The 22,631-nt window shown below is 47.3% G+C and carries 21 protein-coding genes and 1 tRNA gene; 15 read left to right on the top strand and 7 right to left on the bottom strand.

Going from position 1 to position 22,631, the window contains the following annotated elements; all coding sequences use genetic code 11:
- Positions 1–30: 30 nt before the first annotated feature.
- Positions 31–2,907 (top strand): aminomethyl-transferring glycine dehydrogenase, encoded by a 2,877-nt coding sequence (gene gcvP / locus AYY17_RS20410; RefSeq protein ID WP_067426998.1) that lies wholly within the window; start codon positions 31–33, stop codon positions 2,905–2,907.
- Between the two features lie 134 nt (positions 2,908–3,041).
- Positions 3,042–3,800 carry a DUF6933 domain-containing protein gene (locus AYY17_RS20415; RefSeq protein ID WP_067427001.1) on the top strand — a complete coding sequence of 253 codons (759 nt, stop codon included), beginning with the start codon at positions 3,042–3,044 and terminating at the stop codon, positions 3,798–3,800.
- A 63-nt stretch (positions 3,801–3,863) separates the two neighbouring features.
- On the opposite strand, the gene AYY17_RS20420 is transcribed toward AYY17_RS20415, so the two are convergent.
- On the bottom strand, positions 3,864–4,478 hold the full coding sequence (locus AYY17_RS20420; RefSeq protein WP_067427204.1) for an HD domain-containing protein: 615 nt from the start codon (positions 4,476–4,478) through the stop codon (positions 3,864–3,866).
- A gap of 142 nt (positions 4,479–4,620) precedes the next feature.
- Positions 4,621–5,604, bottom strand: coding sequence for a tRNA-modifying protein YgfZ (gene ygfZ / locus AYY17_RS20425; protein WP_067427003.1), 984 nt, complete (start codon positions 5,602–5,604; stop codon positions 4,621–4,623).
- Positions 5,605–5,992: 388 nt separating this feature from the next.
- On the opposite strand from ygfZ, the gene sdhE reads away from it, so the two are divergent.
- Both sdhE and AYY17_RS20435 read left to right on the top strand, forming a co-directional pair.
- Positions 5,993–6,286: an FAD assembly factor SdhE gene (sdhE, locus tag AYY17_RS20430; protein WP_067427006.1), complete on the top strand. Its 294-nt coding sequence runs from the start codon at positions 5,993–5,995 to the stop codon at positions 6,284–6,286.
- A 269-nt stretch (positions 6,287–6,555) separates the two neighbouring features.
- On the top strand, positions 6,556–6,963 hold the full coding sequence (locus AYY17_RS20435; RefSeq protein WP_067427007.1) for a protein YgfX: 408 nt from the start codon (positions 6,556–6,558) through the stop codon (positions 6,961–6,963).
- Positions 6,964–6,989: 26 nt separating this feature from the next.
- On the opposite strand, the gene fldB is transcribed toward AYY17_RS20435, so the two are convergent.
- Positions 6,990–7,508: a flavodoxin FldB gene (fldB, locus tag AYY17_RS20440; protein ID WP_067404731.1), complete on the bottom strand. Its 519-nt coding sequence runs from the start codon at positions 7,506–7,508 to the stop codon at positions 6,990–6,992.
- Between the two features lie 135 nt (positions 7,509–7,643).
- Between fldB and xerD the strand changes: the two genes are divergently transcribed.
- From xerD to fdhF, 9 genes are all read left to right on the top strand, one after another.
- Complete coding sequence (gene xerD / locus AYY17_RS20445; protein WP_067427010.1) at positions 7,644–8,558, top strand: site-specific tyrosine recombinase XerD; 915 nt, start codon at positions 7,644–7,646, stop codon at positions 8,556–8,558.
- Positions 8,559–8,580: 22 nt separating this feature from the next.
- A complete protein-coding gene (gene dsbC, locus AYY17_RS20450) occupies positions 8,581–9,276 on the top strand; it encodes a bifunctional protein-disulfide isomerase/oxidoreductase DsbC (protein ID WP_082981461.1) in 696 nt (231 codons plus the stop codon).
- Between the two features lie 25 nt (positions 9,277–9,301).
- Positions 9,302–11,035 (top strand): single-stranded-DNA-specific exonuclease RecJ, encoded by a 1,734-nt coding sequence (gene recJ, locus AYY17_RS20455; RefSeq protein ID WP_067427012.1) that lies wholly within the window; start codon positions 9,302–9,304, stop codon positions 11,033–11,035.
- A gap of 104 nt (positions 11,036–11,139) precedes the next feature.
- Positions 11,140–12,238, top strand: a protein-coding gene (prfB, locus tag AYY17_RS20460) for a peptide chain release factor 2 (RefSeq protein ID WP_156656749.1) whose coding sequence is annotated in 2 segments (ribosomal slippage) — positions 11,140–11,214 and positions 11,216–12,238 — 1,098 coding nt in all. Because the reading frame shifts where the segments join, the coding sequence is not laid out codon by codon here.
- Between the two features lie 9 nt (positions 12,239–12,247).
- A complete protein-coding gene (gene lysS, locus AYY17_RS20465; RefSeq protein WP_067427015.1) occupies positions 12,248–13,765 on the top strand; it encodes a lysine--tRNA ligase in 1,518 nt (505 codons plus the stop codon).
- A gap of 102 nt (positions 13,766–13,867) precedes the next feature.
- Positions 13,868–13,941: transfer RNA gene (locus AYY17_RS20470), tRNA-Gly, on the top strand.
- A 295-nt stretch (positions 13,942–14,236) separates the two neighbouring features.
- Positions 14,237–14,599, top strand: a complete 363-nt coding sequence (locus AYY17_RS20475; protein WP_067427018.1) for a DUF1622 domain-containing protein — start codon at positions 14,237–14,239, stop codon at positions 14,597–14,599.
- 123 nt (positions 14,600–14,722) lie between these two features.
- Complete coding sequence (locus tag AYY17_RS20480; protein WP_235845443.1) at positions 14,723–15,358, top strand: GNAT family N-acetyltransferase; 636 nt, start codon at positions 14,723–14,725, stop codon at positions 15,356–15,358.
- Between the two features lie 399 nt (positions 15,359–15,757).
- Entirely contained in the window at positions 15,758–17,923 is a 2,166-nt protein-coding gene (gene fdhF, locus AYY17_RS20485; RefSeq protein ID WP_067427024.1) for a formate dehydrogenase subunit alpha, read from the top strand.
- Positions 17,924–17,989: 66 nt separating this feature from the next.
- On the opposite strand, the gene AYY17_RS20490 is transcribed toward fdhF, so the two are convergent.
- Entirely contained in the window at positions 17,990–18,874 is an 885-nt protein-coding gene (locus AYY17_RS20490; RefSeq protein WP_067427026.1) for an EamA family transporter, read from the bottom strand.
- Positions 18,875–19,022: 148 nt separating this feature from the next.
- Between AYY17_RS20490 and AYY17_RS20495 the strand changes: the two genes are divergently transcribed.
- Positions 19,023–20,435 carry a DKNYY domain-containing protein gene (locus tag AYY17_RS20495; RefSeq protein WP_067427028.1) on the top strand — a complete coding sequence of 471 codons (1,413 nt, stop codon included), beginning with the start codon at positions 19,023–19,025 and terminating at the stop codon, positions 20,433–20,435.
- A 141-nt stretch (positions 20,436–20,576) separates the two neighbouring features.
- Here AYY17_RS20495 and AYY17_RS20500 read toward each other — a convergent pair whose 3' ends face one another.
- A complete protein-coding gene (locus tag AYY17_RS20500) occupies positions 20,577–20,756 on the bottom strand; it encodes a hypothetical protein (protein WP_067427031.1) in 180 nt (59 codons plus the stop codon).
- Positions 20,757–21,201: 445 nt separating this feature from the next.
- Between AYY17_RS20500 and AYY17_RS20505 the strand changes: the two genes are divergently transcribed.
- Positions 21,202–21,468, top strand: coding sequence for a DUF2798 domain-containing protein (locus tag AYY17_RS20505; protein WP_067427034.1), 267 nt, complete (start codon positions 21,202–21,204; stop codon positions 21,466–21,468).
- 102 nt (positions 21,469–21,570) lie between these two features.
- Here the strand turns inward: AYY17_RS20505 and AYY17_RS20510 are convergent, their stop codons facing one another.
- Positions 21,571–22,257 carry an ArsR/SmtB family transcription factor gene (locus tag AYY17_RS20510; RefSeq protein ID WP_067427037.1) on the bottom strand — a complete coding sequence of 229 codons (687 nt, stop codon included), beginning with the start codon at positions 22,255–22,257 and terminating at the stop codon, positions 21,571–21,573.
- 10 nt (positions 22,258–22,267) lie between these two features.
- A complete protein-coding gene (locus AYY17_RS20515) occupies positions 22,268–22,582 on the bottom strand; it encodes an antibiotic biosynthesis monooxygenase family protein (RefSeq protein WP_067427040.1) in 315 nt (104 codons plus the stop codon).
- Positions 22,583–22,631: the final 49 nt, after the last annotated feature.

The raw sequence follows: 22,631 nt of genomic DNA on the forward strand, positions 1-22,631 counted from the left end.
CGATTAAGTAACTTCAGGAACCGGAGAACAATGACTCAAACATTAGCCCAGCTTGAAAACCAGGGGGAGTTTATCCGCCGTCACATCGGTGCATCCCCTGAACAACAACATGACATGCTGACCACTGTCGGTGCCGCGTCACTTGATGACCTTATGCACAAAATTGTGCCCCGTGATATTCAGCTGGATATCCCGCCCGCAGTGGGTGACGGCGCGACAGAACAAGATGCGCTGACCGAACTGAAAACCATTGCCGGTCTGAATCAGCAGTTTACCTCTTATATCGGGCAGGGATATACGCCGACCATTCTGCCGGCGGTTATTCTGCGTAACCTGCTTGAAAACCCGGGCTGGTACACGGCATACACGCCGTATCAGCCGGAAATCTCCCAGGGCCGCCTGGAAGCACTGCTGAATTTTCAGCAGGTGACCATTGACTTAGCCGGGCTGCCGCTGGCTTCCGCCTCGCTGCTGGATGAAGCTACAGCCGCTGCGGAAGCAATGGCAATGGCAAAACGCATCAGCAAAAAGAAAAATGCCAACCGCTTTTTTATTGCAGATGATGTCCATCCGCAAACACTGGATGTGATCCGCACCCGTGCCACCTATTTCGGATTTGAACTGACCATCGACAGTGCGGAAAAAGCACTTGATTATGATGATGTTTTTGGTGTGTTGCTGCAACAAACCGGCACGACCGGGCAAATTCATGACTATCGTGAATTACTGGCGCAGTTACATCAGCGCCAGGTAATCACCAGTGTGGCAGCTGATATTATGGCGCTGGTGCTGCTGGAAGCACCGGGTAAACAGGGCGCGGATATTGTATTCGGCTCCGCCCAGCGCTTTGGTGTGCCGATGGGCTATGGTGGCCCGCATGCCGCTTTCTTTGCCTGCCGTGATGAATATAAACGCGCAATGCCGGGACGACTTATCGGGGTGTCCATTGATGCCGCCGGAAACCGGGCGCTGCGTCTGGCACTGCAAACCCGCGAGCAGCATATCCGCCGCGAAAAAGCCAACTCCAACATCTGTACCTCCCAGGTTCTGCTCGCCAATATTGCGGGTATGTACGCGGTGTACCACGGACCGGAAGGTCTGAAACGGATTGCCACCCGAATTCATCGTCTGACAGACATTCTGGCGAAAGCGGTGACAGACGCGGGTCTGCATCTGCGCAATACCACCTGGTTTGATACCCTGACCATTGAAGTGAAAGATAAACCGGCGGTGCTGGCGCGGGCAAAAGCTGCGCGGATTAACCTGCGCACCGATCTTCATGGTGCCGTGGGGGTTACGCTGAGCGAAACGACACAGCGCGAATGCCTGGAAAATCTGTATGCGGTACTGACCGGGCAGGAAGCAGTATTAGATATTGATGCGCTGGATGCTCAGGTTGCGGGTACAACCGCATCTGTTCCTGCGGCAATGCGCCGTGAAGGTAAGATTCTGGTTCATCCTAATTTTAACCGCTATCACAGCGAAACAGACATGATGCGCTATCTGCACAGTCTGGCGCGCAAAGATCTGGCGCTGGATCAGGCGATGATCCCGCTCGGCTCCTGTACCATGAAACTGAATGCGGCAGCGGAGATGATCCCTATCACCTGGCCGGAATTCGGTAATATGCATCCGTTCTGCCCGCCGGAGCAGGCGCAGGGCTATTATGTGATGATTGAACAGCTCTCCCGCTGGCTGGTGCTGCTGACCGGGTATGATGCCATGTGTATGCAGCCGAACTCCGGCGCGCAGGGCGAATACGCGGGTCTGGTGACTATCCGCCGTTACCAGGAGAGCAAAGGCGAAGGGCACCGCACTATCTGCCTGATCCCAAGCTCAGCGCACGGCACCAACCCGGCCTCTGCCAATATGGCGGGTATGGATGTGATTGTTGTGGGCTGCGATGAAGACGGCAACATTGACCTGGCTGATTTGCGTGCAAAAGCAGAGCAGCACAGTGAAAAACTCTCCTGTGTGATGATCACCTATCCGTCCACTCACGGCGTGTATGAAGAGGGTGTGCGCGAGGTGTGTGAGATCATTCATGAATTCGGCGGACAGGTTTACCTTGACGGCGCAAACATGAATGCTCAGGTCGGGATCACCACACCGGGCTTTATCGGCGCGGACGTTTCTCACCTTAATCTGCACAAAACTTTCAGCATTCCGCACGGCGGCGGCGGTCCGGGTATGGGACCAATCGGGGTGAAAAAACACCTTGCACCGTTTGTGCCGGGACACACCATTGTGGCATCAGAACTGCTGACGTCACAAGGTGCGGTATCAGCAGCACCGTTCGGCAGCGCCTCAATTTTGCCGATAAGCTGGATGTATATCCGCATGATGGGCGCGCAGGGTCTGCGTCAGGCAAGTCAGGTGGCTATCCTCAATGCCAACTATATCGCGGCACGGCTGAAATCTGCTTATGATGTGTTATATGCAGGGCGTAACGGTTATGTGGCACATGAATGCATCCTGGATATCCGTCCGCTGAAAGCGAAGTTCGGCATTACGGAAATGGATATTGCCAAGCGACTGATTGACTATGGTTTCCATGCACCAACCATGTCCTTCCCGGTTGCCGGAACCCTGATGGTAGAGCCGACTGAATCAGAAAGTCAGGCTGAACTGGATCGCTTTATTGATGCGATGCTGGGGATCCGCAATGAGATGGAGCGGGTCGGCAGTGGTGAATGGGCAGCGGATGATAACCCGCTGGTCAATGCGCCGCACGTTCAGACTGAACTGGCTGAGGAGTGGACGCATCCGTACAGTCGTGAAACAGCGGTGTTCCCGACTCAGGCAACCCGTGAAAATAAATACTGGCCGACAGTAAAACGTCTGGATGACACTTATGGTGACCGTCATCTTCAGTGCTCCTGCGCACCGATGAGTGATTATGAGTGACAGACAGGGCAGCGGGAGCCGCAAAATAGTGTAAACTCTCCTGTTATTGCTGCAAGGCTGTAATAAAAAGTCCGGAAATGCACATTGCTTCCGGACTTTTTGTTTAAAGCCGCCTGTTAATAAAGGAATTTATCATGCTGGTCTTCAACTGCACCAAAGCGGCTGCGGAATTTTTCACGGTTACCCGGCACGGCAAAAAACATTCTCCGCTGCTGGCACCGCAAACAGAAACTGTGGACGATTCCGGCACTGAGACACAGCCGATCAGTCAGTGGTTAGTGCATGCAGTTAAAGTCAGGCGCAAACATGTCCTGATTGCGATGCATATTCACACCCGTTATGCGATGGTGTTCTGCGATTTAAAAAAAGCGGACAAGAGCGGATTTCTTACTCTGTTCACGGAGCGGCTGTTTAATGGCATGCTGTTTTTCGCAGAGGAATTTGCATTATGCGATGAAAGTGAGTTCAGGCAGATATTCGCCGGGTTTGATATGTATCATGGTGATGTCTGCTTTTGTCTGCGGGGTGATCGCAGCGTACAAAGTCATATTAATGATGTGGCGTGGCAATTCGAAGATACTGTAAATGATGTCGGGAGCTTTCCGGATAACTACGGGGAGGCAGCATCATTTGATGAATGGGCAAACAGTACAATCCGTTCAGTCAGACAGAGTAAAGACTATTTTTTCCCTGATGAAGCCATGTTTACCCGCTGGTTTACCCGCTACAGCGGGCGGGGTAACAGCGATGAAGCCGTAATACTCCGCAGTTTTGATGCGTTACGCAGACAACCATTAAGTTATGCAGAAAGTGATGAAGAAAGCCATGATAAACCACTTCCTGACAATGTGATTGACCTGGCAAAAGTACGCGCAGAGCGGAATAAGCGATAGTTTACTGTTTTTATTGTATAAATATCCGGCGCTATACTCAGCGCCGGATATCAGTCTGCCGGACTATTTCAGCCAGCCTTTCTCTTGTGCCGCGTCCAGCTCAGGGCGCAGCCAGTCCCAGAATTGCGGATGCACATCAGCGATAAACTTTGTGCGATCGATCACCTGCGCCAGGGAAATATTATGTTCCACCCAGCTCTGACCCTGATTATGCAGATTCATCAGCACCGGCATCACGCGATCCAGCATATTTGCAATGCGTGATTCACGGGTTTCGGCGGCATCATACTCATTCCACAGCGCCAGAAATTCATCTGCCTGCGGTTGTGGTAATAAGCCGAAAATACGATGCGCTGCCGCCACTTCCTGTTCTGCAATTGCTTTGCGCGCCGCTAAATCAAACACCAGCACATCACCGGCATCAATTTCCACCACATCATGCAATAACGCCATTTTCAGGATCCGCAACATATCAGCATCCTGCACATAAGGGGCAAATGCCATCGCCATCATGGCGAAATGCCAGCTGTGTTCGGCAGAATTTTCCTGACGCTCGTTATTCAGTAATTTTGTTTTGCGGTAAATACTTTTGAGTTTATCGAGTTCCATGACAAACGTGATTAATTGTGAAAACGGAATAATTTGTTGTGCGACTGGTGCGGCAACTGCTGATGACATAACAACCTCAGATATACCCTTATTCATTCAAACTACAGGTTCGTTGGCTGCATCCTGAATGATGTCGGGTGTAAATCATACAGAATACAAGCGCATTAACAGTACGTTTTACGGCACCGTTAATACGCGGACAATATAAAAATCAGGCTTCTTCGTTAAAAGAATACGGCAGCGGGAAAAGCGCCAGGCGGCTCTCTTCATCTTCCCGGATACGGAAAACGCTGTCTGCTTCCATATCATTGTTCATAACAATCTGCACCAGGATGCGCGCATCCTGCAAACGGACTGCTGCCAGCACGGTTCCTGTCCGGCGCCAGTTTTCGCCTAACTGCCATTCAGCATCGTCTCCGGGCTGCGGCACATGGCGGCTTTCACCAATCAGAGTGTACATGGCGCGTTTATTGGCTCCGCGGAATTTGGCACGGGCGACCATTTCCTGCCCGGTATAGCACCCTTTTTTAAAGCAGATCCCGCCCGGTAAGGACTGTAAATTGGTTGCCTGCGGAATAAGCTGATTGATATTAGCCGGTTCAATAACGGCGTAACCGGCTTCAATATCCAGGCTCAGCCATTGATTACCGGTGATGCGCGGCAGGGAAAGAGCCGTAGATAGTGCATCAGCCTGCGTTTGTGTATGGATCAGAATAAAACGCGCCTGTGGCAGCGGCAGATAAAGTACCGCACTATCCGCGTTGTTTACTACCTGCGTATCTGCATCAGGCAATTGCGCCACATGCGTACGCAGTGCATCAGCTGCTCCGGCACCGGCAAGCCCGGTTAAGGTAACTGTTTCATCTGCGGCGATCGTCACTTTGGAAAATACCGCGTATTTTTTCAGCTCGGCAAGCTGGGTATCCAGTGCGCTCCGGCGGATAAGATAAGCATATCCGTCTTTGTAATGAAACAAACGCAGGTCACTCCACATTTTGCCTTTTGCATCGCAATGAGCGCAGAGCACATGCTGACTGTCGGTCAGGGCATCAATATCCGCCGTGACCTGACCCTGAAGGTATTTCTGACTGTCCGGGCCTGTGATAGTGACCAGTGCAAGGTCATTCAGAGCCATCAGTGTCAGGGGAAGTGCATCACTCAGATGAGGGTGCATTACAGTCGTTTCTGAATTCATGTGTGTTTCCTGTCCGGAGAACAATAATAATGTATACCCTTATTCATTCAAACTGCAGGTTCGTTGGCGGAACGAGGACAACCGGGTCACATACCGATGTATGCTCCCCGTCAGTCTTCCCTTGCCGCCTGCCTGCATCCTGAATGACGTTGGGTATATGGTAAAAGAGATAACAGACATTGCAAGGAAATATATTGCCCCTTTGTGCGCTGCAACCGTGTGCTGCGACAGGTGCGGAGAGAATATGAAACCGGGCAGAGAAAATGACATTATTTTTCCGGATATACTGCATTTTTTACCGGTGTGTGCGGCAGACGATTTTCTTTATACTCAAGGCTTGCTAGGCTGTGTCTGTACGGATATACCGTTCTCCATAAAATAAAAGGATATGCCGGTGCTCGATATTGAAAATAAACCCCGCATCCACTGGGCCTGCCGTCGCGGCATGCGGGAACTGGATATTGCGGTTATGCCGTTTTTTCAGCATGAATATGACACGCTGACTGATGAACAAAAGCGCAATTTTGTACAGTTACTCACCAGTCCTGATCCGGACTTATTTAACTGGCTGATGAATAAAGGCCGCCCGGATGATGATGCACTTTATGAGATAGTCCGGCTGATTCAGGAACGCAATCAGGCACGGATGGCAGCACAGACAGCGGCATATTATCCCGACTGACCGCCGGTTGCTTCTTTGGTATCCGGATAGCTGTACACAGTCGCTGCACGGGCAGTAATAGCAAGGTAATAACTGGTCACAGTTATTATTTAGTATTTATACCCTTATTCATTCAAACTGCCCTGAATGACGTTGGGTATATACCCTCATACATTCAAACTGCAGGTTTGCTGGCGGAGCTTGCTGTCAGGCGCTATATCGTTGTATATAATTAGCCGTGCAGCGTACTGCGCTGCTGTTTTTTTGATGATGACAGAAGGGGCGGACCGGTGATTTTGTGGAAATCAGTATTACGCGTCTCATTTAAGACGCAGGTTTACTCTACACTGATTTATGGTGCCCTTGCGATGGGGCTTTTATTTGCACCATGGCCGGCTGAAACCTCTTTTATCTGGCTGCCGGTTATTTTGCTGATAATTGGCGGATGGGGACGGGCACAACATAAAATCAGTAAGCGGACCGGACCTCTCAGTCTGTATAACCAAAACAGGATCCTGTGGCGTAAAAATGAGTGGGAGATAATTAAACCTCCCTGTATTACCCGGTTTGGTGTGCGGCTGCTGTTGCGCTCACTGACCTCAAAACGGCAAAAATACCTCTGGATTGCCTCTGACAGTATGCCGAAAGAGGCATGGCACAGTCTTAATCAACTGCTTCCGCAATATCCGGATATTTAAACTGATGCCGCTACAGCCGTCGCGGTTTACAACAGGGCTTCTGTTTCTTCGAGCACCTGCATACACCAGGTCGCGATACGCTCTTCGCTTTCGTCATATTGATTGACATCATCCAGCGCGAGACCGACAAAGTGCTTTCCGTCCGGCGTGAGCGCTTTCGGGCTGGTAAAAGTATAGCCGTCAACCGGCCAGTAACCGACAAACTGAACACCTGTCGCCAGTAACTGCTGATGCAGATAGCCCAGTGCATCCAGGAACCAGTCACTGTAATCCACCTGGTCACCCATGCCGTACAGGGCAACAATTTTACCGGAAAGATTAAGCTGCGGCAGACTTTCCCAGATAGCCAGCCAGTCTTCCTGAATCTCCCCGAAATCCCATGTCGGAATGCCTAAAATCAGCACCGGATAGGTTTCCATCAACCCGGGGGCGGCATCTTTCACATCATGGAGTTCAACAAGATCTTCACCTAAAATATCGCGGATTTTTTCTGCCGCCATTTCGGTGTAGCAGGTACTGGAGCCATAAAAAAGACCAATTTTCATTTATTTATTCTGCTGTATGTCAGGTCAGAGAATGAGAGCGTGCCTGTTACCGGCGCTGCTTTCACGGCAATATTGAGGTATTGTAACAGAAGATAAGTGAGTTCTGACACGGGTAATTCAAACGGGAGGGCGGTCGTGAGCGACGCCGGACAACACAGAGAAAGTGATGCACTGACAGAGCTGTTTCTTGATACTATCTGGCTCGAACAGAATTTATCAGAAAATACGCTGGCAGCTTACCGCCTGGATCTTCAGGCATTATCAGACTGGCTCGCGCCGCAGAATCTGGACTGGCTATCGCTGACCACGATGGATTTACAGGCATTTCTCGCCGCCAGGATGGACGGCGGATATAAAGCAACCAGTTCAGCCAGGTTACTGAGTTCTCTGCGCCGTTTTTTCCAGTATTGCTACCGGGAAAAACAGCGCCCGGATGATCCGACCATTCAGCTGGCTGCGCCGAAATTACCGGCACGATTGCCGAAAGATCTCAGTGAAAGCCAGGTGGATGACCTGCTCAGCGCACCGGATCTGTCTGATCCGGTTGAACTGCGGGATAAAGCGATGCTGGAAGTATTGTACGCATGTGGCTTACGGGTAACAGAACTGGTATCGCTTTCTCTGCCGGATATCAGTCTGCGTCAGGGTGTTATCCGCGTTATCGGTAAAGGTAATAAAGAGCGCCTGGTGCCGATGGGTGAAGAGGCGGTTTACTGGGTCGAGGTATATCTGGCACAGGCGCGCCCGGCATTATTAAACGGACAGACACAGGATGTGCTTTTTCCCAGCAAACTCGGGCGGCAGATGACCCGCCAGACATTCTGGCACCGGATCAAACGCTATGCGGTTGTCGCGGGGATCGCAACTGAAAAATTATCCCCCCATGTTCTGCGCCATGCGTTTGCCACACACTTGCTTAATCATGGTGCAGATCTGCGCGTGGTACAGATGTTGCTGGGGCACAGTGATTTATCCACCACACAAATTTATACTCATGTGGCGACCGAACGGTTACGTACACTGCATCAACAGCACCACCCGCGGGGCTGATAAGGAACAACGGAAGAGTATTATGATGAAAAAATTATTGTCTGTTCTGGCTTTTCTGCTGGTGGTAAATCACAGCGCATTTGCCGGGGAAAGTGAGATTAAAGCCGCATTTGCCAAAATGGATATGACGGTGCAGCAAATCCAACCTTCTCCGGTTGCCGGTGTTGCGGTAGTCAGTACGTCACAGGGCATTTTTTATATCAGTGATGACGGGCGCTATCTGTTACAGGGGCCGATGTTTGATATGAGCGGAAAAACCCCCGAAAATATAACAAACCGGGTGCTACTGAGTGAGCTGAACAGCCTGGAAAAGGAGATGATCATTTATAAATCTCCCCGGGAAAAACATGTTATTACCGTGTTTACCGATCTGACTTGCCCGTATTGCCTTAAATTACATAATGAAAATAATGCATTAAATGATAAAGGCATTACGGTTCGTTATCTGGCATTCCCGCGCAAAGGGCCGGATTCGGCTGTCGGAAAAGAGATGCAGTCTGTCTGGTGTAACGGTTTTAAAACCAAAGCGCTGAACGGTGCCTTTAAAAATGAGCCTATTGCGCCGATTGAAAAATGTAATATTGATATCAGCAAACACTATAATCTGGGTCTCAAGTTTGGGATCACCGGTACACCGGCCATTGTGCTTGAAGATGGTACGCTTATTGCCGGTTATTTATCTGCGGATAAATTGGCTGAAGTAGTAGCAAGTAAATAAATATCATCAATATAATTAGGTTGTTATGATTAAAACTGAACTCCGCCGCCGCGATGTGGCGGACGGCTCTGCACTGTCAGCGCCTGAACGTTCTCCTCTGCTGTGCCGCCTGTATGCGGCACGGGGAATATCCTCTCCTGAGCAGTTAGATCGCGGTGCCCGCGGGTTGCTGAATTACCGGCAACTGAACGGAATCGAACAGGGCGTGGCTCTGCTCAAAGAGGCGCTGCATCAGAATCTGCATATTGTGATTGTCGGTGATTTTGATGCCGATGGCGCGACAAGCACCGCACTTTCTGTCCGTGCCCTGCGCCTGATGGGATTTCGCCGTATTGATTTTCTGGTACCGAACCGTTTTGAAGACGGCTACGGACTGAGCCCGCAGGTCGTGGAGGAAGCCCGCAAAAAAGGCGCTGAACTCATTATGACTGTCGATAACGGTATCTCTTCCCATGATGGAGTCAGTGCCGCACATGCGGCGGGGATCCGCGTTATTGTGACAGACCACCACCTGCCGGGCGAGACTCTGCCACCGGCGGAAGCCATCATTAACCCGAACCTGGCCGACTGTGAATTTCCGTCCAAATCGCTGGCGGGTGTCGGCGTGGCATTTTATCTGATGTCTGCGCTGCGCGCGTCACTGCGTACCGATAACTGGTTTGCGGAGCAGGGGATTGCCGAGCCGAATCTGGCTGAGCTGCTGGATCTTGTGGCGTTGGGTACGGTGGCGGATGTGGTGGTATTGGATCAGAACAACCGGATCCTCGTGCATCAGGGGCTGAACCGTATCCGTGCCGGACGCTGCTGTGCGGGTATCACCGCACTGCTGGAGATAGCCAAACGAAATGCCCCTGCGCTGGTGGCCAGTGACCTCGGCTTTGCGCTGGGACCACGCCTGAATGCGGCCGGACGACTGGATGATATGTCTGTCGGCGTGGCATTATTGCTGACTGACGATATGGCTCAGGCGCGCATGGTGGCGCACGAACTTGATGCACTGAACCAGACCCGGCGTGAGATTGAGCAGGGAATGCAGCAGGAAGCGGTTGTTTTATTTGATAAAATAGAACGCAGTACAACGGAGATGCCATCCGGTATTGCGCTGTACCATCCGGAATGGCACCAGGGCGTGGTCGGTATTCTGGCATCACGCATCAAAGAGCGTTATCACCGCCCGGTGATTGCGTTCGCTCCCTGTGGTGACGGCCTGCTGAAAGGTTCCGGGCGCTCGGTACAGGGGTTGCATTTGCGTGACGCACTGGAGCGGCTGGACACACTGAATCCGGGAATGATCCTCGCATTCGGCGGACACGCAATGGCGGCCGGCTTATCACTGCCGGAAAACTGTTTTCCTGATTTTCAGGAAAAATTTGCCGCGCTGGTAAGCGAAATGGTCGATCCCGCACAGCTTCAGGGGGTTATCTGGAGTGACGGCGCACTGGATATACAGGAAATGACACTGGAAACCGCCGGGTTACTGCGGGAAGGCGGTCCGTGGGGGCAGGGTTTCCCTGAGCCTTTGTTTGACGGATATTTCCGCCTGCTGCAACAGCGCATAGTCGGTGAAAAACACCTGAAAGTCATGGTGGAGCCGGAAGGCGGCGGTCCGCTGCTGGACGGTATTGCCTTTAATGTCGATGTAAATTACTGGCCTGATAACAGTGTGCAGCGGGTCAGGCTGGCCTATAAACTGGATGTGAATGAGTTTCGCGGACAGCGCAGCGCCCAGTTATTAATTGAGCATATCTGGCCGGATTAATTTTAGTCTGAAAGCGCCTCCCGGTGCTGTCATGATGGGCGGATATTCGTTACAATGTCCAGCTCTCACATTATTAGCCGATAATCAACAAAAAGATAAAAGACATGTTTGAAATTAACCCGGTAAAAAATCAGATCCAGGATTTGACTGAACGTACCTCGGTACTTCGGGGGTATCTTTGACTACGATGCCAAGAAAGAGCGCTTAGAAGAAGTTAACGCCGAGCTGGAACAGCCCGATGTCTGGAACGAACCGGAACGTGCGCAGGCACTCGGTAAAGAGCGCGCCTCACTGGAAGCTATCGTAGAGACCATTGATGAGTTAGATCAAGGGCTTGAAGATGTCAGCGGACTGCTGGAACTCGCCGTTGAAGCTGACGATGAAGAAACCTTTAACGAAACCATTGAAGAGCTGCGCGGGCTGGAAGATAAGCTGGCGAAGCTGGAATTCCGCCGGATGTTCTCCGGTGAATATGACAGCGCGGATTGCTACCTTGATCTTCAGGCAGGCTCCGGCGGTACAGAAGCTCAGGACTGGGCGAGTATGCTGCTGCGTATGTATCTGCGCTGGGCAGAAAGCCGTGGTTTCAAAACTGAAATCATTGAAGAATCTGACGGCGATGTCGCCGGTCTGAAATCAGCAACAATCAAGATTATCGGTGAATACGCATATGGCTGGTTGCGGACTGAAACCGGGGTTCACCGTCTGGTGCGCAAGAGTCCGTTTGACTCAGGCGGCCGTCGTCATACCTCATTCAGCTCTGCGTTTATCTATCCGGATGTGGCTGATGATATCGACATCGAAATCAATCCGGCAGATATCCGTATTGACGTCTACCGCGCCTCCGGTGCCGGTGGTCAGCACGTAAACAAAACCGAATCCGCCGTGCGCATCACGCATATTCCGACCGGACTTGTCACTCAGTGCCAGAACGACCGCTCGCAGCATAAAAATAAAGATCAGGCTTTCAAACAAATGAAAGCAAAACTTTATGAATATGAAATGCAGAAGAAAAACGCTGATAAACAAGAAATGGAAGATAATAAATCAGATATCGGCTGGGGCAGTCAGATTCGCTCCTACGTTCTTGATGATGCACGCATTAAAGATCTCCGCACCGGCATTGAAACCCGTAATACCCAGGCGGTGTTAGACGGTGATCTGGATAAATTTATTGAGGCCAGCTTAAAAGCGGGTTTATAAGGATTAAAAATGTCACACGACCAACAACCTGCCGAGCAGGCACCTGATTTAAATAACGAATTAAAAACCCGCCGTGAGAAATTAGCGCAGTTGCGTGAAAAGGAATCTGTTGCGTTCCCGAACGATTTCCGCCGTGATGCCGTCTCCGGTGAGCTGCATGCAAAATATGGTGAAAAAACAGCGGAAGAGCTGGAAGCACTGAATATTGAAGTCGCGATTGCCGGTCGTATGATGACCCGCCGCATTATGGGTAAAGCCTCTTTTGCCACATTACAGGATACAGCGGGCCGTATTCAGATTTACGTTTCCCGTGATGACCTGGCGGAAGGCATTTATAACGAATCCTTTAAAAAATGGGATTTGGGCGATATCCTGGCAGCACGCGGTAAATTGTTTAAAACCAAAACCGGTGAACTGACTGTTCACTGTACTGAAGTGCGTCTGCTGACCAAAGCACTGCGCCCGTTACCGGATAAATTCCATGGTCTGAATGACCAGGAAACCCGCTATCGCCAGCGCTATCTTGATCTCATTGCCAATGATGACTCCCGTCATACTTTCGCTGTCCGTTCACGCATTATGGCGGAAATCCGCAAATTTATGGTGAACAAAGGCTTTATGGAAGTTGAAACGCCGATGATGCAGGTTATCCCGGGCGGGGCAACGGCGCGTCCGTTTGTCACGCATCACAATGCGCTGGATATTGATATGTATCTGCGTGTTGCGCCGGAACTGTATCTCAAGCGTCTGGTTGTCGGTGGTTTTGAACGCGTGTTTGAAATCAACCGTAACTTCCGTAATGAAGGTGTGTCACCGCGCCATAATCCGGAATTCACCATGATGGAACTTTATATGGCGTATGCCGATTATAAAGACCTTATCGTGCTGACTGAAGAGCTGTTCCGTATCATTGCGCTGGATGTGACCGGTAACCCGGTTGTGAAATATGGCGAACAGGAATTCGATTTCGGTAAGCCGTTCGCCAAGCTCACCATGAAAGAAGCCATTTGCAAATACCGTCCGGAAACGAATGTGGCAGACCTGGATGATATGGATAAAGCGGTTGCGATTGCTGAGTCTCTGCGTATTAAAGTAGAAAAATCATGGGGTCTGGGTCGCGTACAGTGTGAAATCTTCGAGGAAGTGGCGGAAAGCCATCTGATCCAGCCGACATTCATTATTGAATATCCGGCAGAAGTGTCACCGCTGGCGCGCCGCAATGACGATAATCCGTTTGTAACTGACCGTTTTGAGTTCTTTATCGGCGGTCGTGAAATCGGTAATGGTTTCTCTGAGCTTAATGATGCAGAAGACCAGGCAGAGCGCTTTGCTGAACAGGTTCGTCAGAAAGACGCCGGTGATGATGAAGCGATGTTCTATGACGAAGACTACGTCGTTGCACTGGAGCACGGTCTGCCGCCGACAGCGGGTCTGGGTATCGGGATCGACCGCATGGTGATGCTGTTTACCAACAGCCACACTATCCGCGACGTCATCCTGTTCCCGGCAATGCGCCCGGGTAAATAAAACTGTATTTTAAATAAAACCAAGCCTCACAAATTTGTGGGGCTTTTTTTTCACTATCCTCTTGATATACAAGATGACCAGCGTATAATCCTTTCATCCAAAGCGGGCGTAGTTCAATGGTAGAACGAGAGCTTCCCAAGCTCTATACGAGGGTTCGATTCCCTTCGCCCGCTCCAAACAAACCTCTCTGAACGTCTCCTGAAGTCTACAAACCCCACTAAAATCAAGCCTTACAGCAAAATCACTGTCTTCTGAAGTCTGCCACCGCCTTTTGGAATCTATACATCTTTGTGTATAAGTAATGCGTATCAGGATATCGGGTTATGCCGTGTGCCGGAAGCCGGCCTCATTAAACAGAGCTTGTATTTCAGCAGGCAGACGAAAGATAATAAACCCAGCGTTATACACTGTTATTAGCTAAATGAATGCTTGCTATATCAGTGCGTCAAAATACGTTTTTAGGGGGGTGTAATGCCAGATCTGATTTTTTTACGTGAGCTATTAGTCTCAGGCGTTAATTATTTACAGCTTTTTCTTGAAGCTATATCAGTCATTTGCGTTGCTATAGGGCTTGTTAAAACACTGTATATTTTAATTACGGTTAAAGATGGCAGGGCTGCACGTTTTTATTTCGGCAACTGGCTGGCAATTGCCTTAGAATTTCAGCTTGCAGCGGATATTTTGATTACTACTGTTGATCCTGATTTAGATAGCCTCATTAAGCTGGCAATTATCGCCGTGATTAGAACGTTCTTAAATTACTTTCTTGCCAAAGAACTGGAGCACAATCTTTTAGGTGAGGAACCAAAGGGTAAGACAAGTAAGCATCAATAGCGCGCGAAGGTAAGAGTTGATCCAATTCGGCTGGTTGGTGTTTTACGAAGCAGGCAGGTATGGTAATTAAACGATAAAAATCAAAGGATAAGCATATGTTCCGATGGGTGGTGGTGGCTGTAAATGCCTCCAAAATTACCCATTGAATTTAGTTGCATGCAAGTTCAAATAAAGTTACTTAATATACTGACGCATGGTGCAATGGCATTTCTGAGCAGGGGTATCAATATGGTTATTAATTGTTATAACGACAAAATAAGTGAAGATAAAATAGACGCGCTGACCAGTTTGCTACACAACTGTGTCCTTGGTGGTGCCAGTGTTGGGTATACTGACGCAGAAGCTCAAATGGATGACATGAGAAATTATTGGGTTGGTGTCAATCATTCATTATCAACAAATAATTTTAAGCTTATTTCAGTAGAGGCTGACAATAAAATCGTTGGTGTAGTCGGACTTGAGTTATGTACAAAACCAAATGGTAAACACCGGGGTGAAATTTGTAAGCTATTGGTATTACCTGACTACAGGCGCAAAGGGCTTGCAAGAAAATTGATGCTGGAAGCAGAACAAGTAGCATGGGAATCAGGATTGACACTTTTGACACTGGATACAAATACCAAAGGTATAACTGTCAGCTTATATAGTTCTCTGGGATGGCAGGTTAGTGGTGAAATCCCACAGTTCGCTCAATCAGTTAATGGTGATCTTGAATCAACTACCATCATGTTCAGGCTCAAGCCTGAACATGAAGTTTAAATAAGATTGATTAATAGCCGGTTCAATTTGAAATCGCATCAGTGTTAATTTTACGATTCCGTTTGAAACTGAGTCGTGAAAAACGCGGGGGAAATTACACAGAATTATTTACAGGGTCCTTTAGGGACGTAGCCAATGCCTTCTTCCTGTCGCGGACTGTAACCGTAGTGTCACCCTTAGCAGGGCTGAAGTATTGATTCAATCATACACCCGGCTTTGTCTGCGTAATAAAATAAACTGTTACTTCCTGTTCGTCAAAAATGTCGAAATCCCATATCAAATAACCGCTGTAAATTTTATCCAACTGATTTCTATCTTATTTTCTATTGGCACATAATATGCATGTCTGATATTTCTTTTCTTACTCTTTTACTCCCTGGTCAGGGGAAAGGACGTCAAATGAACAAAGTCATATCTGTATGCCCATACTGCGGTGCTGGTTGTAAATTAAATCTCTGTGTCGAAAACGGCAAAATAATTAAAGCTGAAGGTGCTGATGGTGTTACTAACCAGGGGCAACTGTGCCTGAAAGGGTTATATGGCTGGGATTTTCTGAATGATAATAAATTACTGACAGCCCGATTAAACCAACCGATGATCCGCCGGAAAAAAGGCGGGCCGTTTGAAGTGGTCAGCTGGAGAGAGGCGATTAATTATACCGCGCATAAACTGAAAGAAATAAAAGAAAAGTATGGCGCAAAATCGATTATGTGTACCGGCTCCTCCCGCGGAACCGGTAATGAAACCAATTTTGTGATGCAGAAATTCGCCCGGGCGGTGTTGGGTAATAATAATGTGGATTGTTGTGCCCGTGTTTGTCACGGACCCTCCGTTGCCGGGTTGCAGGTCACATTAGGTAACGGTGCGATGAGTAATTCAATTGCGGATATTGAAAACTCAGATTGCTTATTGGTATTCGGCTATAACTGTGCGGATTCTCACCCGATTGTTGCCCGCCGCGTTATCAAAGCCAAAGAAAAAGGGGCGGAGATCATTGTTTGTGATCCGCGAAAAATAGAGACAGCTAAAATAGCCACACAGTATCTTCCCCTGCGAAACGGGTCGAATATGGCACTGGTAAATGCCTTTGCTTACACTCTGATAGACGAGAATCTTTACGATAAAAATTATGTAAATCAGCATACTGAAGGATTTGAAGAGTATAAAAAAGCAGTTCAGGCTTACAGTCCGGAAGCGGTTGAGGAGATTGTCGGTCTTTCTGCATTACAAATCCGTCAGGCGATGAGAACCTATGCGAAAGCAAAAACAGCCACCATTATGTGGGGGATGGGTGTTACACAGTTCGGACAGGCGGTGGATGTGGTTAAAGGCCTTTCCGGTCTGGCTCTGCTGACGGGAAACCTGGGTAAACCGGGGGTTGGTGTGGCGCCGGTCCGGGGACAAAATAATGTCCAGGGTGCTTGTGATATGGGTGTCTTACCTGATACTTTCCCGGGCTATCAAAAAGTGACTGATGCGGATGCCCGACAGAAATTTGCCCGCGAATGGGGGATCCCGTTTGAAAGTATGGATCCTGACGTCGGCTATCGCATTACAGAAGTCCCTCATCTGGCGATAGAAGGTAAGGTAAAAGCCTATTACATCATGGGAGAAGATCCGCTACAGACAGAGGCGGATTTACAGCTTGTCCGTAAAGGCTTTGATGCGCTTGAATTTGTTGTTGTACAAGATATTTTTATGACTAAAACAGCAGAGCAGGCCGATGTTATTTTACCTTCCACAAGCTGGGGTGAACATGCCGGTATCTTCACCTGTGCTGACCGCGGATTTCAACGATTCGAAAAAGCAATTGAACCACAGGGAAATGTAAAACGGGACTGGGAAATCATCTGCTTGCTGGCAACAGAAATGGGCTACCCGATGTCTTATGCGGATAATAAAGCCATCTGGGATGAAGTACGGAAACTCTGCCCGCTGTTTTATGGTGTAACATATGAAAAACTGGCGGGGCTGGCTCATATTCAGTGGCCGTGTCCGACAATAGAGCATCCGGGAACACCTTACCTGTATCAGAATAATGCGTTTGATACACCGACCGGCAAGGGGCAGTTATTTGCAGCAGAATGGCGCAAGCCTGCTGAACTGCCTGATGACGAATATCCGCTTATCCTTTCAACTGTGCGTGAAGTCGGGCACTATTCCTGTCGCTCGATGACCGGAAACTGTAAAGCATTAGCTTCTCTGGCGGATGAGCCGGGCTATGTTCAGATTAACCCGGAAGCTGCCGGAAATTTAGGCATAAAAGATCAGGATATTGTCTGGGTGGAGTCACGCAGGGGGAAAGTGATGTCCCGTTGCAGTATCAACGATACGATTAATAAACCTGCGATTTATATGACATATCAGTGGTGGATTGGTGCCTGTAATGAATTAACACAGGATAATCTCGATCCTGTATCTAAAACACCGGAAACAAAATACTGCGCTGCAAGAATAGTGAAAATTGATGACCAAAGAGCCGCCGAGGATCTTGTAAAAGAAAAATATTCAGGCATGCGGGCGCGGTTAATCGGTTTGGTTGAGTCTGCGGAGCGGCAGATTTAATTAAAGCGGATAGAGTATAACGACTAACTAAAGGGATCCTTACATTAAGCGATCCCTTTTTATTTATCAAATTACTTTCTTTTTTCGTATTATATAGCTTAAATTTGGATAAATAACCGATAGCATAATAATTAAAATCCCGGCTATTTGTATTAATGTGATATCTTCATTCAGTAAAATATAAGCAAAAATAATAGCAGACGGTAGTTCAACAGAGGAGAGTATTCCGCCTAATCCGGGGCTTAACTGTGGCATTCCTTTGCTGAAACAAATTAAAGGAAAAACGACTGAAAATATAGCGATAACAGGTGCCCATTTGAATACAACAAGCTGATCATTAAATTCAATCTGACTTCCCAAAAAAAGGATAAGAAAAAAAACAGCACCAACAGAGACATACATTGCTCTCTGTATAGGATCGGCATCTTTAACAACAGAATTTGTTATCATCATCATACAGGCGTAAGCACAGGCAGAGCCAAAAGCTAATATCACTCCGATTACGGATAACGTCATATCAGCGGTAAAAATCTGTGTTGCCAGGACAGTACCTATCATAATGAAAATAACAGCAATTATCTGATTTTTAGATGGAACATTTCGTTTGAAAATAAATCCTAAAATCATTGTTATCCAGACTGATTGCATTAAGAGAACAGCTGAAACCGTCACTGATATAAACTGCAATGATGCAAAATATAATGTATTTGTACTGGCCATTGCCAGTCCGGATAGCAGTAATTTTCCCCGCTGAATATTATTTAATGTGAATAACCGTGAGTTTCTGCGGGTGAAATTAAGACATATCAGGATGAGAGCTGCACAAAAAACCTGAGAAAGTAATAAATTAGCAGGTAATGCGCCATTACCTGCCGCCATTTTAAATAAAGAGGCCGGGATCCCGTAGCTTACCGCACCTAAAAAGACAATAATACTGGCATTTGTTTTCATTAATTATCCATATAATCATGGTGTTATGTGTATTATGGAAATCTGACTCTCACGAAATCCTGATTAAATACAAAAAAAAAGCGGATGCGCCGGACACAAATATTTTCGGATAGCATGAGTTGTAAGTTTTAGATAATATCATCGGTATATGAAAAAGAATAACGTTGCAGGTCTTATTGTCGGTGGCTGTGTTCTGCTGACTCTGCTTATATTATTGTCAGGTTTTATCCTGTCGATGAACAAAGTATCAGGCAGAGATATTGATAACGGCCAGCAGATAGGTCACAGTATTTTTACGCTCTATAATGGCAATATTTATGCCGGTGTTCCGTCTGATGGTCAGTATGTTATTGAGGCGGCAGATCCTGTGAGCTTTAAGCGGGTGTCTGATGATTATAAAGCACGCCAGTTTGCGGTTGATAAACACCATGCCTATTGCGGTAATCTGATTGTTCCTGATTTTAATCCCGGAGCCGCAAAATCAATCGGCAATGGTTATTTTACGGATGACCGGAATACTATTTATTGCGCTCCGTTTACTAAACAAAACGAGGCAATGACAGGCTGGAAAAAGTTACGTGAGACCTGGCTTTATGGTTGGGATCTTGGTGGCAAACCACAGGCCTTTTACTACCCGACAGAGGTATTGCCTGCATCTGTGACACCTTACCAATTATTGCCTGAAACCGGATTAGCCGGTAACGGAACGTCTGTTTTCTTTAACGGCAAACTTATGCCGGATGCTGACCCGCAGACACTTACGGCGATTGATGTACAGCAAAGTGACCTCTCAGTGCGTAAGAGCCATGTTTTTTATCGCGATAACCGTAATGTCTATTATCAGCACAATAAATTACCGCTAAAAAGTAATGCGGTGCTATATGGATTTTACATTGGTAATTTATTTCGGGAAGCGTATCTTTTTGACCCGCAATCGGGTCTGGTTGCGACAAATAATATCGTATTTCCTCCTGAATTTGCACCGTATAAGGTTATCAGCCGCTATGGTGGACATGTTAATCATGTACTCTTTTTATCTGCAAAGGGAGTTTATTTCTATGACGGGAAAAAAGAAAAAATAATCAGGGCAGGGGATAATCCTTTTTTGGATAATAGCTGTCAGGAAATGGCACCCATGGTTTTCAGTTGTAATAACCAAACCTATTATTTACAGGGTTCAGAAAGTTGGGGATCTAATAAATCACCCGGTCTTATTTCCCGTAGTACCCATATTTGCCTTTTTGAAGATAATTCATCTAAAGAATGGGAGAAAACAGGCGATGTCATGAATCACCGTTATGGTGAAGTCTGGAAAAAAGGAAATAAGTATTATTATTTTGACAAACTGGGTGTAACTCAGCTCGTTCGCCATACGATTTATGAAATTACCGATAAGCAAACATTGAACAGTCTGCTTAATGATAATTTACGACCTGAGAATATACGTCAGATGGTGAGGAACGGGCACTTGCAACCTGTAGCCTGCACAAGTGTTTTACAAGCAAAAACACGCTATAAAAAGACATTTATGAGTTCTTTGAATTTTTTCAATGATGATTGATTTTACGTATATAAAATAAATAGTTAATCAGGTATGACATTCGGCTGCATATTTAAATCAGGTCAGCCATATAGATATTTTTATATGGCTGTTAAATAGGTGGCATGTCTGTTTTTTATGTTAAAAACAGACCAGTGCTGATCAATTCACCGGACGCGGTCTAATTGTCCTGATATAGTCAATAATATTTTTTATTGCGCCCAAAATACCGGATACCCTGCTTGGTGGTGTACAGTCACCCGGGAAAGGACTACTTTCTGCATTCGCTGCGAAACGACCACCGCTGACTGCATTTACTTCCTGATTTGATAATTTTCTCATGGTTAATATCCTTTTATTAATGAATATATCCCTGATAAGTATCAGTTTTTACTTTACTGCACTTAATTAAAATATAGACAATGTTGTTTTGTTGTCAAATTAAAAAAAACAAACAGAATGAAAATAGATAATTAAGTGAGTGTTTATTATTAACAATATATAATTTTGAGGGTCTGATCTTAGTATTTTTTATCAGGAATTATCCTTATCCTGACATTACAATAAATACAAAACCACTACTGGCAGTGCTACAGGGGTGATCACATTTTTCAGGTATTCGTCTATAACATTCATACAAAAATAATGTTTGACAAATAAATACAAGTTTATAGAATAGCGGCTTCAAGGTCTTATTGGCCCGTAAGCGTTTACGTTAATCAACGCATATAACTTTTTACATTACAGCGGTTATATGTTGTTGTGTCGTAAATATACGGAGTCGTCTATGTCTTTTCAGGACAAAAATTATATCTTAGGTATCCCTAAACTTCCTCAGCGCGCCCTGATTTTTTTGGTGCCATTTTTCCTGTCTCTGGTAATGAGCGGAATAGTTTCCCTTATCAGTACGATTAAAGCCCTTGGTTTTTCATGGATTTTAGTCTCTCCCTGGCTGACATCGTGGGGATTATCATGGATGGTGGCATTCCCGACAGTCTTATTTGTACTGCCATTTGCCCGGAAATTATCATTGTTGATGGTCAGAAATTCATAATATTACGTGGGCTGTTAAATATTACTGTCAGTATCAGATATTATCCGGAATACTATATTCCGGATAACAGTACGATATTTATATCTTAATAAAATCAAATAATTAAATATTAAATATACGGCGGAATTGTATTTTCCCTTTTTCTGTAACAGTGACTTCGCGATAGCCCGACGTCCGGGTCAGCCAGCCTTTTTGCTCACAGTGTGTAAAAAATGCCGCACCGAGGTAACCGCCCAGATGAAACCGGCGTTCACTCCAATCCAGGCAGCCACAGCAAAAAACGCGCTTTGTGGCGGGAGTCAGTGATAACCCCAGTTGTATCAGCGCTGTTTCGCCTTCGGTGGTCAGCCCGTACCCCTCCGGCGTCAGCCAGTTTTTTTCCTGCATAGCGGCATAGATAGCAACGGCGGTTTCGCCTGCCAGATGGTCATAACATGTCCGCGCCAGCCGCAGATTGTCCGGCGTGGATGATTTTCGCGTAACCGCCGTGACCGGCATCCCGGTCAGTGCCATCATTTTTTCAAGCAATTCCGCCACATCCTGACCCGCAAGATGATAATAGCGGTGCCGTCCCTGCGGCAGGCAGGCGATCAGCTTACCCATAACCAGTTTTGTCAGGTGAGCACTGGCTGTGGATGCACTGATTTCTGCGGCAATGCTCAGCTCAGTGGCCGTCCAGGATCGGCCGTCCATCAGCGCACAGAGTATTTTTATGCGTGACGGATCAGCCAGTGCCGCCGCGACAGTTGCCAGAGCACTTTCCAGTTCAGGGGGTTGTTCTTTTATCATCGGTTTCCGGTTATTTATCTTCACGCGTAAAGGTGTATTCGCGACCAATTTCGGCAATACGTATCCGGTAAAATGAGAATATATCGGTTTTACCTTCCTGCTGCGCCAACTGGTGTTGCTGGTTTTGTTTCCATTTCAGTAAAGAGGCTTCGTCTTCCCATAAAGAAAGTGACAGCAATTTTCCCGGTGTACTCAGGCTCTGAAAGCGCTCAATCGAAATAAAACCCTCTGCATTTTCGAGTAGTGGACGTAGTGTTGCGGCAATTTCCAGGTAACGGCTTTGCTTATCTTCCGGCATTGATACTTCAAAAATAACAGCAAACATTTTGTTCTCCTTTTGCGGGGTGAAAAGGAGCATAACGGAAACGAATAAA

Origin of the sequence: Morganella psychrotolerans (genome assembly GCF_001676055.1) — a bacterium.
In the GTDB taxonomy this organism is placed as follows: Bacteria; Pseudomonadota; Gammaproteobacteria; order Enterobacterales; family Enterobacteriaceae; genus Morganella; species Morganella psychrotolerans_B.